At 55.3% G+C, this 14,176-nt stretch carries 11 protein-coding genes; 1 reads left to right on the forward strand and 10 read right to left on the reverse strand.

Features of this window, described 5'->3' with window-relative positions; all coding sequences use genetic code 11:
* Position 1: 1 nt before the first annotated feature.
* Together HNV11_RS08570 and HNV11_RS08575 are read right to left on the reverse strand one after the other, a co-directional pair.
* Entirely contained in the window at positions 2-826 is an 825-nt protein-coding gene (locus HNV11_RS08570; protein WP_171739272.1) for a hypothetical protein, read from the reverse strand.
* 36 nt (positions 827-862) lie between these two features.
* Positions 863-2,332: an aminopeptidase P family protein gene (locus tag HNV11_RS08575; protein WP_240163859.1), complete on the reverse strand. Its 1,470-nt coding sequence runs from the start codon at positions 2,330-2,332 to the stop codon at positions 863-865.
* Positions 2,333-2,780: 448 nt separating this feature from the next.
* Between HNV11_RS08575 and HNV11_RS08580 the strand changes: the two genes are divergently transcribed.
* Positions 2,781-3,176: a response regulator gene (locus tag HNV11_RS08580; protein ID WP_171739273.1), complete on the forward strand. Its 396-nt coding sequence runs from the start codon at positions 2,781-2,783 to the stop codon at positions 3,174-3,176.
* Positions 3,177-3,483: 307 nt separating this feature from the next.
* On the opposite strand, the gene HNV11_RS08585 is transcribed toward HNV11_RS08580, so the two are convergent.
* From HNV11_RS08585 to HNV11_RS08620, 8 genes are all read right to left on the reverse strand, one after another.
* Positions 3,484-4,293, reverse strand: coding sequence for an SDR family NAD(P)-dependent oxidoreductase (locus HNV11_RS08585; protein WP_171739274.1), 810 nt, complete (start codon positions 4,291-4,293; stop codon positions 3,484-3,486).
* 32 nt (positions 4,294-4,325) lie between these two features.
* Positions 4,326-5,165: a ThuA domain-containing protein gene (locus HNV11_RS08590; RefSeq protein ID WP_171739275.1), complete on the reverse strand. Its 840-nt coding sequence runs from the start codon at positions 5,163-5,165 to the stop codon at positions 4,326-4,328.
* Between the two features lie 15 nt (positions 5,166-5,180).
* Positions 5,181-6,353, reverse strand: coding sequence for a Gfo/Idh/MocA family protein (locus HNV11_RS08595; RefSeq protein WP_171739276.1), 1,173 nt, complete (start codon positions 6,351-6,353; stop codon positions 5,181-5,183).
* Positions 6,354-6,389: 36 nt separating this feature from the next.
* On the reverse strand, positions 6,390-7,793 hold the full coding sequence (locus HNV11_RS08600) for a putative oxidoreductase C-terminal domain-containing protein (protein ID WP_171739277.1): 1,404 nt from the start codon (positions 7,791-7,793) through the stop codon (positions 6,390-6,392).
* A 41-nt stretch (positions 7,794-7,834) separates the two neighbouring features.
* A complete protein-coding gene (locus HNV11_RS08605) occupies positions 7,835-9,256 on the reverse strand; it encodes a Gfo/Idh/MocA family protein (protein ID WP_171739278.1) in 1,422 nt (473 codons plus the stop codon).
* Positions 9,257-9,346: 90 nt separating this feature from the next.
* Positions 9,347-11,479: an alpha-glucuronidase family glycosyl hydrolase gene (locus HNV11_RS08610; RefSeq protein ID WP_171739279.1), complete on the reverse strand. Its 2,133-nt coding sequence runs from the start codon at positions 11,477-11,479 to the stop codon at positions 9,347-9,349.
* Positions 11,469-12,722 (reverse strand): mannonate dehydratase, encoded by a 1,254-nt coding sequence (uxuA, locus tag HNV11_RS08615; RefSeq protein WP_171739280.1) that lies wholly within the window; start codon positions 12,720-12,722, stop codon positions 11,469-11,471. The genes HNV11_RS08610 and uxuA overlap by 11 nt, the downstream gene beginning before the upstream one ends.
* 13 nt (positions 12,723-12,735) lie before the next feature.
* A complete protein-coding gene (locus tag HNV11_RS08620) occupies positions 12,736-14,172 on the reverse strand; it encodes an alpha/beta hydrolase family protein (protein ID WP_171739281.1) in 1,437 nt (478 codons plus the stop codon).
* Positions 14,173-14,176: the final 4 nt, after the last annotated feature.

The following is a 14,176-nucleotide window of genomic DNA, read 5'->3' on the forward strand; positions in this document are numbered from 1 at the left end:
CTTAGTTACCGGCTTTCGTGGTAAACTCCATAAAGCGGTACACTTCCTGCCGCACTACGTCGAATGTCTGGGCTATCTGGTTGCGGAACTGCTTATACGCCTGGGGTGTCATGATGGCGCCGGCAGCCTCCATCAGACCCGGATTTGCAATCGCGCTTAGGTTGCCGACGTAGTACGCCACGCTGCGGTCGAAGCCTTTTTCGCTGCCGTTCGGAATAATCAGGGCCGAAAAGTCCCAGCCCGCCAGCGTATTGCGTTTGATGCGCTCTTCGCTCAGTCGCTTCATCTGGCTAACGAGGTTTTCCGTGTCGGTCACCGGGTCTTTACGCCGAATCCGGTCAACAACCATCAGCGGAGTCTGGCCGGGTGCGAAGCCCGGCGCATAGGCCGCATCGAGCGTTTCCCAAATTTCTATCTTGACTACGGGAGCCACGGTGCGATCACGCTTCTGGAGATCGGCCATTCTCGCCTTTGCACTGTCGCCATAAATTCGGGTCAGGGCCGCCGGCGATGCGCCTTTCAGGTTAACATCCCGCCCAACTATGCGGGTTACGTAGTCATACTCGGCCGGGTTGGGGTTCGAACTGAACTGCTTGACCATCATGTACCAGCCTTCAAGATTCCCTTCATCCACGGCGGCCTGATTCAGGGTCTTCCACTCCCGTTCAATGGGTAAAGCGTCCTGAATGGTGTAGCCGGGGGCTAGTTTATGGTAAATCAGAAACGTATAGGTTTTCTGGGCGGGTTTAGCCTGTGCCGACGATGAGTGTGGGCAGAAGACTAGGCTAAAGAGCGCCGTGAGGCTGTAAAGAAGCAGGCGGTTCATGGACAGGGGGTTAAGGGGAGTGATTCGTCAGGAGACTTAACGGCTCACCGGCTTTTTAAACTGACTCGGCTCGCGCATGAGTTTTTCGACGTCTGCTACGGTACGCGGAGCTGTCAGCGACAGAACCCGGTGACCTGTGTCGGTAATAAGCACGTCGTCTTCAATTCGCACGCCGATGTTCCACCATTTTGGATCGCAGGGCGAATTCGCCGGAATGTATACGCCTGGTTCAACCGTCAGCACCAGACCGGGGTTCAGATTGGTCAGCGCCGGGTTGTGGGAGGGAATCATCCGGTCGCCAACCCGCCAGTCGTGAACGTCGAGCCCGAGGCTGTGCGAGGTGCCGTGCATAAAATACCGGGCCGTTTCGGCAGAATCTCTGGCGATTCCCAGCCTGGCCAGGCCATCCTGAACCACCTGAAATGCAGCTTTATGAACGTTCCGAAACGGAGTTCCGGGCTTGCAGGCCGAAAAACCTGCTTCCTGAGCCGCCAGCACCAGCTCGTAAATAGCTTTCTGGGCGGGTGAAAACGTGCCGTTGACGGGCATGGTGCGGGTAACGTCGGCGGTATAGCCGTGGTACTCGGCCCCGCAGTCGGCCAGGAACAGGTCGCCGTCCTGGAGTTTCCGGCGGTTGGTGATGTAGTGCAGGATGCAGCTGTTCTCGCCCCCGCCCGCGATTGAGCCGTAGCCTACGTATTCGGAACCGTTGCTTTTAAACATATACTCCATCACCGATTGAGCGTGGTATTCCGTCAGGTTGGGAGCCAAGAATTTCATGACTTCGCGGTGCCCCTGGCAGGTAATGTCAATAGCTTTCTGGAGCAGCGCCATCTCTTCGGGTTGTTTGAACTGCCGCAGTTTAGCCATAACCAGCCGGAACGCAGGCGCAGAGACGGTGCAGTCCTGGGTTTTGGCATTAAACTGACCGATCAAATCAAAGAGGTCTGCTTTCTCTTTTGGGTCGGCGTAGTCAACCGCCCCTTTAGGCAAGACGCACAGAACACTGTCGAACCGGGCGAAGTCAAGCGGGAAGTTGTTGAAATCTTTTCCCAGACTAACGTTCCGCAGCCCAAGTTGATTCGTAACCCCTTCTGTTCCCAGTCGCCGGCCCGTCCAGGTCTCCTGGCGTGGGTTACGTTCCTGCGCGAAGAAAAACTCCGTGCCGCGCTGATTGCCGACCGTCACTTCGTCTTTGGTGATAATCAGCAGGGCGTTCGGTTCGCCGTAGCCCGTCAGGTAGTACAGGTTCGGGTCCTGCGCATACTGAAAATCGGTGTCGTTATTGCGGTTCCGTTCGGGGTTGGCAAACACCACGACTGCCGTGTTGGAGGGCATGGCGGCCCGTAAGGCGGCCCGTCGATCGGCATGAAAGGCAGGTGACAGCTTATCCGTATCGTATAAAGCCGGGTTTATCTGCGCACTTGCGGGTAACGCAAGCAGACCTGTCAGTAGAATGGAAAACAGAACGCACAGCCCTGCCATTAAGCCGGAAAAGATTCTCATGTAAAATTGTCGGTTTAAGACTCCTAAAATACGGTTATAATTACTTACTAATCAACAGCCGATTGGATCGGTAAACCGTAGACCACCCAGCCAGGAGCTATCTTCAAAAAATGAAAATTTACTTAGATTTCTTGGTGTGACCACTGTTTTAGCTTAATTATCAGATATATAAAGTATTGTGCCTATATAGTTACTTGAATAAACTGACGTTTAGTAGTTTACAAACTTTTGAAATTTAAAATTGAACGTATATTTTTGGAGTATAGTCCTTACGTGTATTGTTGAATTAAGGGTATTAATCGTGGGTCTGAGTAAAACTACTTGTTAATCAGATGTTGCGGTTAGGCTATTAAATTCAGCAGAATATAGGTTCATGTGACTATACCCACCCGTTACTTAAAGCCTTAAAGCGCAACTTCCCCGTGAAGTAAGTGCATTGTTCAACTTGATGACAGATTTACAGAATCACCTGATCTACGTCGTTGATAATAATGACAGGGACTGCGGTATGTTGAAAGAAATAATGGACGATTACCGCATGTCCTGCCGACTACGTTTTTTTGGCAATGGTGCCGAACTGTTCATCCAACTGACTCACCGGCTGGATGGACGGCTACCCGACATGATCCTGATGGATCTGGACATGCCAATTATGAATGGCTTCGACACGCTTCGCTTGCTGAAAGCAATCGAGGAGTACCGGCGGGTTCCGGTCGTTGTCCGAACCACTCTGAATGAAGACGAGGTAATAAACCGCTGCTATGACCTGGGGTGTCAGGCTTACGTAGTCAAAACGGTTTATTCGAAGCATCTGGTCAACGTAATGCAGCTTTGCCTGAATTAACCCTTCGAAGGGTATAGTTCGGATAAAGTCCACAAATATCAGAGGTTTACGGCCTCGTAGTACGTTCCTACTTAAGGTTCATGGCCAACCTCAGGGCATTATCATTACGAACTTGCACGGGGTGAATACTTCATCAGAAGCGCCGATCTAAAAAACGCCGGAACATTACGTCAGTAACGTTCCGGCGTTTTTTAGACAATAGGAAACATGTCAGCCGTGACGCTTCCGGCTCATCCGGTCATTTGTTGCTCCGTGTACCTTTGGATAGGTACACGAGCCAACAGGAGAGCGAACGATGCGACAATTTTTAGAACCCGATGGAATTGCCGCCATCCACCGGCAGCGAAGCGCCGGTAATGTAGCGGGCGGCATCGGACGCCAGAAACACGGCCGCCCAGCCAATGTCTTCGGGCTTGCCAAACTTGCCCATGGGCGTTCGGCGCATGGCCCGGTCGCGCCGGTCGGGGTCATTGTTCATGGCCGTGCGGCTCATTTCGGTTTCAATGAACCCCGGCGCGATGGCATTGACGCGCACGCCCTGCCCCGAAAACTCCGACGCCAACACTTTTACCATGCCCTCAACGGCCGATTTGGAGGCTGCATAGGCTACAACGCGGTCAATGCCGTAGTAGGCTGCCATTGACGAGATCATGATGATCGAGCCGCTGCGCCGTTCGATCATGCGCTGCGCACAGGCGCGCGTCAAACTAAACACAGAGTTCAGGTTGGTATGGACGATCCGGTCGAAATCCTCGTCAGAAACTTCCAGCGCCGGTTTTTTCATGTTAATCCCGGCGTTGTTAATCAGGATGTCGATAGGTCCGTAATCAGCTTCGATTTCTTCAACCAGGCCGTCGAGCGACGCCCGCGCCGTCACGTCGTTGACCTTATAATGAGCCTGCCGACCGAGTGATTCGACGGCTTGCTGAAGCGGCTGCTCGCGCCGACCCGTAATGATGACGGTGGCGCCGGACAGGACCATGCAGCGGGCAATGTCCAAGCCAATTCCGCTACCACCGCCCGTGATGAGGGCCAGTTTCCCGGCCAGTGAAAAAACAGAGGAATAAGCCGGAGCTTCGGCCGGTTGCCCCGCAGGGCTGGTATGTGTCTGTTCCATTATACTTGGTTGAAGGTGGCAAAGTCTCAGATTCAGCGAATGGGTGTGTCCCGCGAATCGGCGTAGGCTTTGCTGAAATCAATCTTGTTGACCTGCCCTACTACGTAGCGGATACCCTGAAAAATATGCTGCACGTAAGTTGGGTCTTCGTAATCTTTTTTGTGGTGGCCGAGGGTAGTGCACCACGTATGCCCCCCGTCGAAATTATAATACCAGACGGACGGATAAAGCTGCGTATAAGAGCCTGCGTTCTGCTTTATTTTGTCGGGTTCTTTGTTAAGATCGAGCGACGTAAGATCGTTCGCCATAATGACCGTTGGGCCGGGCGACATGTCTTTGGCGAAATAAAATTCATCCTCTTTCTCCCACACTTTCGGTAACCCCTGCACCGATGGGTGGCTGGAGTCGATTACGTCGATTCTAATTTTCTGGAATGGCGGATGCCAGGAAAACGTACCGCCAATCATGCGCTTAAACCAGGCCCAGTTCCGTTCAGTACCCATGACAGAGTGAATCCCGACGAACCCGCCCCCGGCTTCAATATAGCGCCGGAAGGCCAGCCGCTGCGCGTCGGTATCGAACACGTCGTTGTTGGTGCTGGGAAAAATCAGGGCTGAATACTGCTTCAGATTAGCTTCCGTAAAGACAGTCGGCTGATCCGAAACATCCACTTTAAAGCCGTGCTGCTGACCGAGTTTCTGAAGGCAGGCAACGGCGTTGGGAATGTTATCGTGGACGTAGCCTTTCCCGTTTTTGGTGTACACCAGCACGCTGACCTTTTTCCAGTTGATGGGGTCTTTGGCCCAACTTAACTCCGTAGCCAGCAAAGCAAAAAACAAACTGGACAGCAGTACCGCCCTGAATTGGTTCATATGGAATCGGATCAGTTATTTCTTTAGGTGAATTGTCTCGGCCTGTTTCTGAGCTTTGAGCGCCAGTTCCGTCGCCAGAAAGCAGTGCTCCTGCGACATGGCCGTTTCGGTCCGGTTCAAAATGTCATCCACAAGCTGTTCGCCGTAGGGCAGCGGCTCTTTACTGCAATCCAGGTAGCGAGTCTCTTTATGATCGGTGATAAAGAGGTGGTTACCGCCCGGATGACCAGCCGGGTCAATATTCTTGCGGAGTTCGATGAAGCCATCCGTACCGAGGATCGTCAGCCGACCATCGCCCCACGATTTAAGCCCGTCGGGCGTAAACCAGTCGACCCGGATGTAGCCGGTGCCGCCATCGCCCCGCAGCATGACGTCGCCAAAATCTTCGAACTTAGGATACTGCGGGTAATGAACATTGCCGACCTGCGAGGCTACAATTTCCGCTTTTTTCGAGCCGGTAAAAAACAGAAATTGATCGAACTGGTGCGAGCCGATATCGCAGATAATTCCGCCAAAGCGTTTTTTGTCGAAAAACCAATCGGGCCTTGATTTCGGCGTCATGCGGTGTGGTCCCAGACCGATGGTCTGAATAACATTGCCAATCGCGCCGGCTTTGACCAGCTCGCCAGCCTTAACGGTGGCCCGGTTTTCGAGCCGTTCGCTGTACATGATCGAATAAATCCGCTTGGTTTCTTTCTGAACCCGACGCACATCGGCGAGCTGCTCAAGCGTCGTGATGCCGGGTTTGTCGGTCATGAAATCTTTCCCGCTCCGCATTACCTGAATACCCAGCGGAGCGCGCTCTTCCGGAATACCGGAGGTCAGCACGAGCTGGATAGATTTGTCATTCAGAATTTCCTGCTCATTGCGAGCCTGTTTGGCCTGTGGGTAGCGCTTGGCAAAAGCCGCAACCAGGTCGGCTTCCGGCGCGTAGAAGGAAACCAACTCGCCACCGCCCCGGATCACGGCTTCCACCTGGCTGTAAATATGCCCGTGGTTTATTTTGATGACCGAAAACCGGATACGGGGTGCTGCAGACTTCCTCGGCAGAATGGCTGCCGACTGACACGTAACGACTTTGGGCGCGGCCAGCGTTTCGGTAGACAGACCGGGCATCATGAATAGGCCAGCGGCCGTCGTAATGGATTCCTTGATAAATGTGCGCCGATTATCCTGTGCGTCTTTCATCCGGGTTGTTAGGTTTTGAGTGGGTCGGTTTTGAATCTATTTACTGGCGAGCGTTGCTGATGGTTTTGATTTTTTGGCCAGTTCGAGCGCCTGCGTCGTGGTGTAATACTTGGCAATCATGTTGGGCACCTCCCAGGCCGGCATCTTGCCCGCTTTCAGGTACTGCAGGTATTTTTCGGTTACTCGTCCGAAGTGAGCTTCATGGCCTTCCTTGTACTTTTCGGGGATAACGATCTCCCAGCCCTTGGCCACTTTTTTCAGTTCAACGCCCGGAAACTCCTTCTGAATGGCAGGCAGCGTACTGTTCAGCGCCGACTCCAGGCCGGTATTGCCCGACACGGCTTCGACGTAAAGCGTAGGTTTATACTGCTGTTCGGCTCCCTGGCGGATAATCAGATTGGCTTTGGTGCCGCGCATGATCGAGTAGTGCGTATCGCCCGCGCCCTCCGGGGCTTTGTAGGCCCACGTAACGGAAACTTTAGCGTGCACTCCGCGAAGCTGGTAGTTGATCTCGCCGTTGCTAAACACCCGCAGAACGCTGTCGTTCACAACGTCTTTTTTCAGGTAATCCGGAAAAGCTGCTTGCTTGGTGATGGCTTTGAACTGGCTCAGATTCATGTCGGTTGTCCATCGCCGGGCCGAGGTTAGCTGAATATCTTTCTGGTAGTCAATTGTTTGTTCTGGAAAACATTCCCACTGCACCAGATCGACGAGGTGAGTCGTTACGTCTACAATCCCTTCACCCTGCTGCGCTACGTCCATGAACCAGGCCGGTCGGGTGAGTATGCTACCCGATACGTTCTTGTAGAAGTGATGAACACTTTCTTTCGTGACGGCCGGGTTGTCGGGCGTTCCTTTTTCGAGCGTGCCGAACACGGCAGCCTGCTGCGAAAATGCCCGCTGCAGCATGGTCGTGATTTCGTACCGCTCGGTCATGATGTCATAAAGCAACACATTTTTCTTCTCCGCCGTCGCAAAAGCCTGTTTCAGTTTGTCGAAGTTCGACGCGCTGATGACCATGGGCTTATCGGCCAGGACGTTGAATCCCGCGTCAATGGTCTTCCCGATATAATCCGTTTTCAGCCGGTTATTCCCCGCCATCACCACTACGTTCCCCGCTTTTTCGGCGAGCATCTTATCCAGAAAATCAGGTCCCCGGTACACCTCTTCTTTCCAGTGTGTCGGATCATCGGGGCGGGTGTTGTAGGTCTGAATCTTGTCTAGATACAACTGAAGATCGGGACCGTCCGGTGCGTAAACGTGCACCATCGAATCGACGCCTTCGTACATGGTTTTCTGCACCAGAGCGGCATGAAAATGGCCGGGGTCCAGCGTAATCAGGCGAATGGCATCGGAATCTGTCCGGCTCTTTTCCGGCGACTGACAGGCAACAAGTGTAGTAGCCATAAGCAGCCAGCTAACGGCGGGGATTAACTTCATTGAGAGATGGGGTTAACGCTACATTGATTTGCGGCCATGGTTTAATGGCCTTTTGCAGCCGCCATCATTTTGATCGCATACGGTGCCCGTTGCGGCCGCGACAGCAGTTTATTGGCTTCGGGATCGTTTTTAAATTGCTCTTTCTGGGGGTCCCAGTACAGCTTGCGGTTCAGCTTCATGGCCGCGTGGTGGAGCAGGCAGGCCGAGCAGGAGCGGTGGCCGATCTCGGCGGGCGCGATGGGCTGCTTCCGGCTGACGACGCTCTCCAGCCAGTTGCCGTGGTGCTCTTTGCTGACGGTCAGATGCGTTTCGTTCGGGCCAATGACCGACGTAAGCAGTTTCGGGTTGCTGGCGTCCAGCTTTTTGGCCGCGTTCTGTTTGGCTACCGGGTCGCTGGCCGTAACCGACGAATCGCCCCGCGAAACGAAAATCCAGCCGTCGGTGCCTTCAAACCGTATGCCGTTGGGAATCTCGTTGCTGACGATCATGTGAACGCCGTTTTCATAGACGGCTTCGGTCCGGAAGATACCGTGAACATCCCACAGGCCGCTTTTCGGGAAATCGGCTTTACCCCAGATTTCTACCGGGCCCGTATGCTCGGTATTCATGGCCCAGTGGGCGCAGTCGATGTGGTGCGAACCCCAGCCGGTAATCATACCCGCGCCAAACTGTTCGCAGCGTAGCCAGCCCGGCCGGTCGTAACCACTCTGCGGATGCACTCGCTTTTCGGTATAATAGACCTCGGGCGTAGTGCCCAGCCACATATCGTAATTAAGGTTCTTCGGCACGGGCATCTGCGGTTCCTCGTCGCCACCGGGGTCGCCGGGCAGGCCGACATACACGGTTTTTAACTGACCGATCCGCCCGTTGCGTACCAGTTCGGCGGCATACCGGAACTGCTCGGACGAGCGCTGCTGGCTGCCCACCTGCACAATCTGCTTCGACTGGTTCACCACATCGGCCATCATCCGGCCCTCGGAGATAGTCAGCGAAGCGGGCTTCTGCATATACACGTCTTTCTTCGCCCGGACCGCATCAATCACAATGGGCGCGTGCCAGTGGTCGGGCGTGCTGACCAGTACCGCGTCGATGTCTTTATTATTCAGCAGTTCGCGGTAGTCAGTATAAACCCGCACACCATCGTAGTTGCTTTTGCCGGTTTTCTTGGCATACACACTATTGACAAGCGTCTTGGCGTCATTGGCGCGGTTGCTGTCCAGATCGCAGACGGACATGATGAGCGCATTGTCATACTGCCAAACGCCCGGCATATCGTGACCACGGGAAATGCGTCCGGTGCCAATCGCGCCAACGTTAATCCGGTTACTCGGGGCGTTTTTGCCAAATACCGATGCGGGTACAATCGTCGGGAAGCCGCTGATAACGGCAGTGCTCAGAGCCCCCTGGGCGCTTGTCTTTAGAAATTTCCGTCTCGACAGCGAGGTTATATCGGGTTTGATCATGGTTCTTGCGGTTTCGGAATAGTTTATTGTATAAAGCCCCTCCGGCCAAACACCTACCTATTTTTTAGCAGGCAATTGCCGCTGAACAGCCTAACGCAGCTGGTACGTATTAACCAGTCGTTTGATGTCGTCGAGGGTTCGTTCCGGCTTTTTGAAGGGAGCCGGGATGGGTTGCCGGGAAAATGTCTGGAAATACAGCACGCACGCATCGCGCCACCACAGCGCTTCTTTGTGCTGCGTAGCCAGCCGTCCAGCTACGTCGGCATAGATTTCCGGATCAACGACGGGTTTAACCTGCGTCCATTGCCGCTGCATCCAGGCCACCGAATCGACGCCGGTATAATACCGGGTGCAGAGTTCGTCCCAGAGCGAGCGGCCCGTCGACAGCTTTTTGGTCCACGGTACGTGGTGAAACCAGAGCAGGTAGGGCAGGGGGCAAGTTTCGGCGTTGCCCCACAATTTCTGCACGTCGGGGGCGTATAAACTCAGCGCATTGCTGCCGGTGGCTGTCCGGTCAAAGCCTACCCCAATGGAGTCGGCGCGGTGGTAATACGTATGATTCCAGTCGGGCCGGGATGCGTTGGCTTTCCAGGGTTCGGGACCGTAGTGAATCCCGTAGCCCATAATGTGATGCAGACCGAGCGGGGTGGTGTAATCCACGTAAATCTCCCGCGAACGCAGCATCAGGTTCGTGATCTGGCTAACGGCCGCTGGCTCGTTGGTCAGGGTCATGTTTACCCACTCACGGGCAATCGCTTCCGACGATAACGTATGATCCCACGCCAGCCGCCCGAAGGCATACCAGTTAGCCTGTCCCATCGTATGCCCCGTCCAGTTTCGGTCGGAGCCGGTGTTGGCTACGCCCGCCATGGCCGTTATGGGGTAGCCATGTAGACTGCCGTCAATTACTTTGGCGACCGTTGAGCCTTTGCCTTTCGCGTAGGTGTCCGACTCCAGACATTCTTTGAAGAGGGGCGCTTCGTAAACCAGATGCGTTGCAAAGCCAAGGTATTCCTGGGTGATCTGGAACTCCATGGCCAGTGGCGTTCTGGGCATGGCTCCGAACAGGGGCGAGAAGGGTTCCCGCGACTGGAAATCAATGGGGCCGTTCTTGACCTGCACGATTACTTTCCTATTAAACTGCCCGTCGAAGGGTTTGAACTCTTCGTAAGCCGCTTTGAACCGGTCGCCTTTGGGATCGGCTTTGTAAACGAACGAACGCCACATAACCACGCCGTCATAAGGAGCCAGGGCTTCGGCCAGCATGTTGGCCCCATCGACATGCGTCCGGCCGTAATCCTGCGGACCGGGTTCGCCTTCGGAATTGGCTTTGACCAGAAAGCCGCCAAAGTCCGGAATGGCCGCATAGATTTCTTTCGTTTTATTGGCCCACCACTGCCGGACCTGCGGGTCGAGCGGGTCGGCCGTGTTCAGACCGCCGATGGTTTTGGGCGCCGGAAAATATACCGACAGATACACCCGGATACCGTAAGGGCGGAAGACGTTCGCCAGGGCCGCTACCTTTTCCAGATACTCCCCCGTCAGAAAGCGGGAGCTGGCATTGACGTTATTGACGACGGTGCCATTGATACCCAGCGACGCATTGGCGCGGGCGTAATCGCGGTAGCGCGGGTCAATGCGCTCGGGCAGTTCATACCATTTCCAGAGCGACGAGCCCGCATACCCCCGTTCGATGGTGCCGTTTACGTTGTCCCAGTGGTTCAGCAACCGATACCGTACTTTGGGGCTGCTGGTCAGCGCGATACCTTCTAGGGACTGGAGCGTCTGGACCTGACGCAGCAGGGCAAATGCCCCGTAGAGGACCCCCGCGCTGCTTTTGCCGGTAATGACCAGGTTGTTCTGACGCCGGGTAATCTGGTAGCCTTCGTCATTGAGCGACTGGCTCTCGGCTCCCGTTCCGGTGGTCAGGATAATGCCGCCGGTTTTATTCGGGACACTGGTGATAATTGGAACAGGTTTACCCAGAAGCCCCTGCAAACCGGCCTGTAATTCCTGGGCGGCTGTTTTTAGAACCGGGTCAGATGAGGCCCGGCTGTTGTTCTGGATGGAAATAAACTGCGCCGAACGGGCGTAGGCTTCCCGTTTGCCTGCGTCCCTAAGCAGGTCATATTTCAGCCAGAGCCGGTAACCATCGTCGGCGCGACTGCTGTTCGCCAGAAGTAACAGGACCAGCAGGAAGCAGCCTATATGTTTACCCTTCATGGTTTTCTTCGGCTAGATCCTGCGAAACGATTTCTTCCCGCTCCGCCAGTGATCGGGTGATGCCAAGTTCCAGCCCCCGGATTTCGGCCAGACCGCGCATACGACCAATGGCCGAGTAGCCGGGATAGGTTCTCTTATGCAAATCGTCGAGCATCTGGTGGCCGTGGTCGGGGCGCATTGGGATAGACGGTTCGCCCACGCCCAGCCTGGCGCGTCGCTGCTGTTCCTGCACAATGGCTTTCACAACGGCATACATATCGACGTCGCCCGCCAGGTGGTCGGCCTCGTGGAAATTACGGGGGTTCTCTTCCCGCTTCGTGGTGCGCAGGTGAATGAAATGAATCCGCTCACCAAAACGCTGGATCATGCCCGGCAGGTCATTGTCGGCGCGGACGCCGAGCGAGCCGGTGCAGAACGTAATCCCGTTGGCCGTTACGTCGCTGGCTTCCATGAGTTGCGAAAGGTCGGCTTCAGTGCTGACTACACGCGGAAGTCCAAGCAGCGGAAACGGCGGGTCGTCGGGGTGAATGCACAGGTTGACGCCTGCTTCCTGGGCGACCGGGGCCACTTCCCGGATGAAATGATACAGGTTCTCGCGCAGGGCCGCATCGCCGATCTGAGCGTACTCGTCCAGCAGACCCTGGAAGGTTTCAAGCGTGAATCTTTCTTCCGAACCCGGCAGACCGAGCAGCACGATCGAGGATAATTCCAGAATACGCTCGGGCGACATCTGCGTAAACGCTTCGCGGGCCGCTTCGACAACCTCTGGTTCATAGTCAGCTTCGCAGCCGAGACGTTTCAGAATGCACAGGTCAAACACGGCAAAATCCTGCCAGACGAACCGCAGCGCCCGTGAGCCATCGGGCATCTGATACGTCAGGTTGGTTCGCGACCAGTCGAGCACCGGCATGAAGTTGTAGCAAACCGTTTTAATACCGCAGGCCGCCAGATTCCGGATCGATTGCTTGTAATTCTCGATATAGGTGGCCCGGCTCGGCCGCCCTTTCTTAATATCCTCGTGAACGGGCAGGCTTTCGACCACCGCCCAGTGCAGGGGCGTGTACTGGCCGTTGTCGGCTTCGATCAGCTGCTTTCGTTTCTCAATTTCGTCCACGGACCATACGGCCCCAACCGGTAGCTGGTGCAATGCCGTAACGATGCCTTCGCATCCGGCCTGCCGGATATCCATCAATGACACCGGATCGTTCGGCCCGAACCAGCGCATGGTTTGTAACATTCCCATTTTGTTTTACAGGTTATTTTTTTGCGGTGGGGCGGTTAAACTGCCGTTGGGCAAACTCCAGAAAAACAGGCCAGTCGAGCGAGTCAACGTGGCCGCCTTCGTGGTTGCGGAATGCCAGCTCGCCGTCGATCAGGGCGACATCCGGCGCGGGCATCTCGCTGGTTCCGACGCCTTTTGCCCCAAGGAGCTGATAAACTGGACTCGCGCCCACGCAGGCCAGAAACTCCCCTTTCGGATCGGCCCACTGGTCTTTGGTGCCGCCGGTAATGAACAATGGTCGCGGGGCGATGAGGGCCATCAGTTCGTGCGCATCGACCGGCATGGCAGCCCAGTTGCCGCCGTACTTGATAAAATTCGGCGCCATCCAGTGGTATTCGCCCGCGCCCGCTACGTTGTCAATCGTCTCGCCAAAATTTCGTTTTTCCAGCGATGCACCCATCGAGCCTGAACAGCTGGCGAAGACAATCGCCCAGCGTGAGTCCAGGGCGCCAGCCAGCAGGGCCGTTTTTCCCCAGCGGGAATGCCCCTGAATCCCGATCTGTTTCGGATTGATGCCTTTGTCTTTTTCAAAGTAATCGAGTGCCCGGCTCAGGCCCCAGCTCCAGGCTGCCAGAACGCCCCACTCGTCGGGCTGGCGATCTTTCCCGCCGTTCATGAGCCCGATAATGCCCTCGTGCAGACCCGCACCACTGTCCAGTTGGATAGCGCCTGTGTTGACGGTCGCCACTGCCCAGCCCGCATCAATCAATTTCTCGATGTTAGCCAATGGCTGTGGAAACGAACCCCAGACAATCACCATCAACGGCAGAGCACCCGCAGCATTGACCGGTCGGTAATACGTAACCGGAATACTCGGCGTTGCAGTCGGGTAGCGACTGTTGTCAATGCTGCCCAGGATGGTTTTCCGGGTGGCTTTGCCGTTCAGCACCGTACTGTCGGTGCTGGCAGGCGCAAAGCGTACGGAAGGCGTATTGGCCGGTGTTTTGCCGAAAATTTCGGTCTGGTACTCATTCAGGATCTCCGGGCGACGCTGCTTCCACCACTCGTTGGCAGTCGTTACAGGCTTACCGTTTTTTAGTTTGAGCGGGTCTGGCAGCGAATAATGGCTGGACGTGGTCTCATCGTAGTTTGTCCAGTTGCCCCATCCCGAGCGTACGTGCGTGTTGCCGGCTTGGTCGAACCAGTTCGTTGTGCCTTCTTTCGGTTTGAGGAAGGCGGGCCGTTTTGGATCGTCGGCGGGTGGTGGCAGGGAGGGTAGGACCAGATTGAGCCTATTCATCATCTTCTGCCAGTCGGCCTGGCTGGCTTCGCGCATCCGGTTCATGTACGCCGTTCGCTCTTCCGGCGTCATTTTCTGAAAATTGGGAGCCTGCGCGCTGGCCGTCTGCATGGACAGTCTAAAAGCCAGACTGACCGCAGCGAATGTCGTAGTAAGCTTTACAGAATTCATGAAT

Origin of the sequence: Spirosoma taeanense (assembly GCF_013127955.1) — a bacterium.
GTDB lineage: Bacteria > Bacteroidota > Bacteroidia > Cytophagales > Spirosomataceae > Spirosoma > Spirosoma taeanense.

Excerpts from the sequence above, each read along its gene's own strand:
- HNV11_RS08600 (WP_171739277.1), bottom strand. The coding sequence starts at position 7,793 with ATGAAGTTAATCCCCGCCGTTAGCTGGCTGCTTATGGCTACTACACTT.
- HNV11_RS08575 (WP_240163859.1), bottom strand. The coding sequence starts at position 2,332 with ATGAGAATCTTTTCCGGCTTAATGGCAGGGCTGTGCGTTCTGTTTTCC.
- HNV11_RS08590 (WP_171739275.1), bottom strand. The coding sequence starts at position 5,165 with ATGAACCAATTCAGGGCGGTACTGCTGTCCAGTTTGTTTTTTGCTTTG.
- HNV11_RS08620 (WP_171739281.1), bottom strand. The coding sequence starts at position 14,172 with ATGAATTCTGTAAAGCTTACTACGACATTCGCTGCGGTCAGTCTGGCT.
- HNV11_RS08570 (WP_171739272.1), bottom strand. The coding sequence starts at position 826 with ATGAACCGCCTGCTTCTTTACAGCCTCACGGCGCTCTTTAGCCTAGTC.
- HNV11_RS08585 (WP_171739274.1), bottom strand. The coding sequence starts at position 4,293 with ATGGAACAGACACATACCAGCCCTGCGGGGCAACCGGCCGAAGCTCCG.
- HNV11_RS08595 (WP_171739276.1), bottom strand. The coding sequence starts at position 6,353 with ATGAAAGACGCACAGGATAATCGGCGCACATTTATCAAGGAATCCATT.
- HNV11_RS08605 (WP_171739278.1), bottom strand. The coding sequence starts at position 9,256 with ATGATCAAACCCGATATAACCTCGCTGTCGAGACGGAAATTTCTAAAG.
- uxuA (WP_171739280.1), bottom strand. The coding sequence starts at position 12,722 with ATGGGAATGTTACAAACCATGCGCTGGTTCGGGCCGAACGATCCGGTG.
- HNV11_RS08610 (WP_171739279.1), bottom strand. The coding sequence starts at position 11,479 with ATGAAGGGTAAACATATAGGCTGCTTCCTGCTGGTCCTGTTACTTCTG.
- HNV11_RS08580 (WP_171739273.1), top strand. The coding sequence starts at position 2,781 with ATGACAGATTTACAGAATCACCTGATCTACGTCGTTGATAATAATGAC.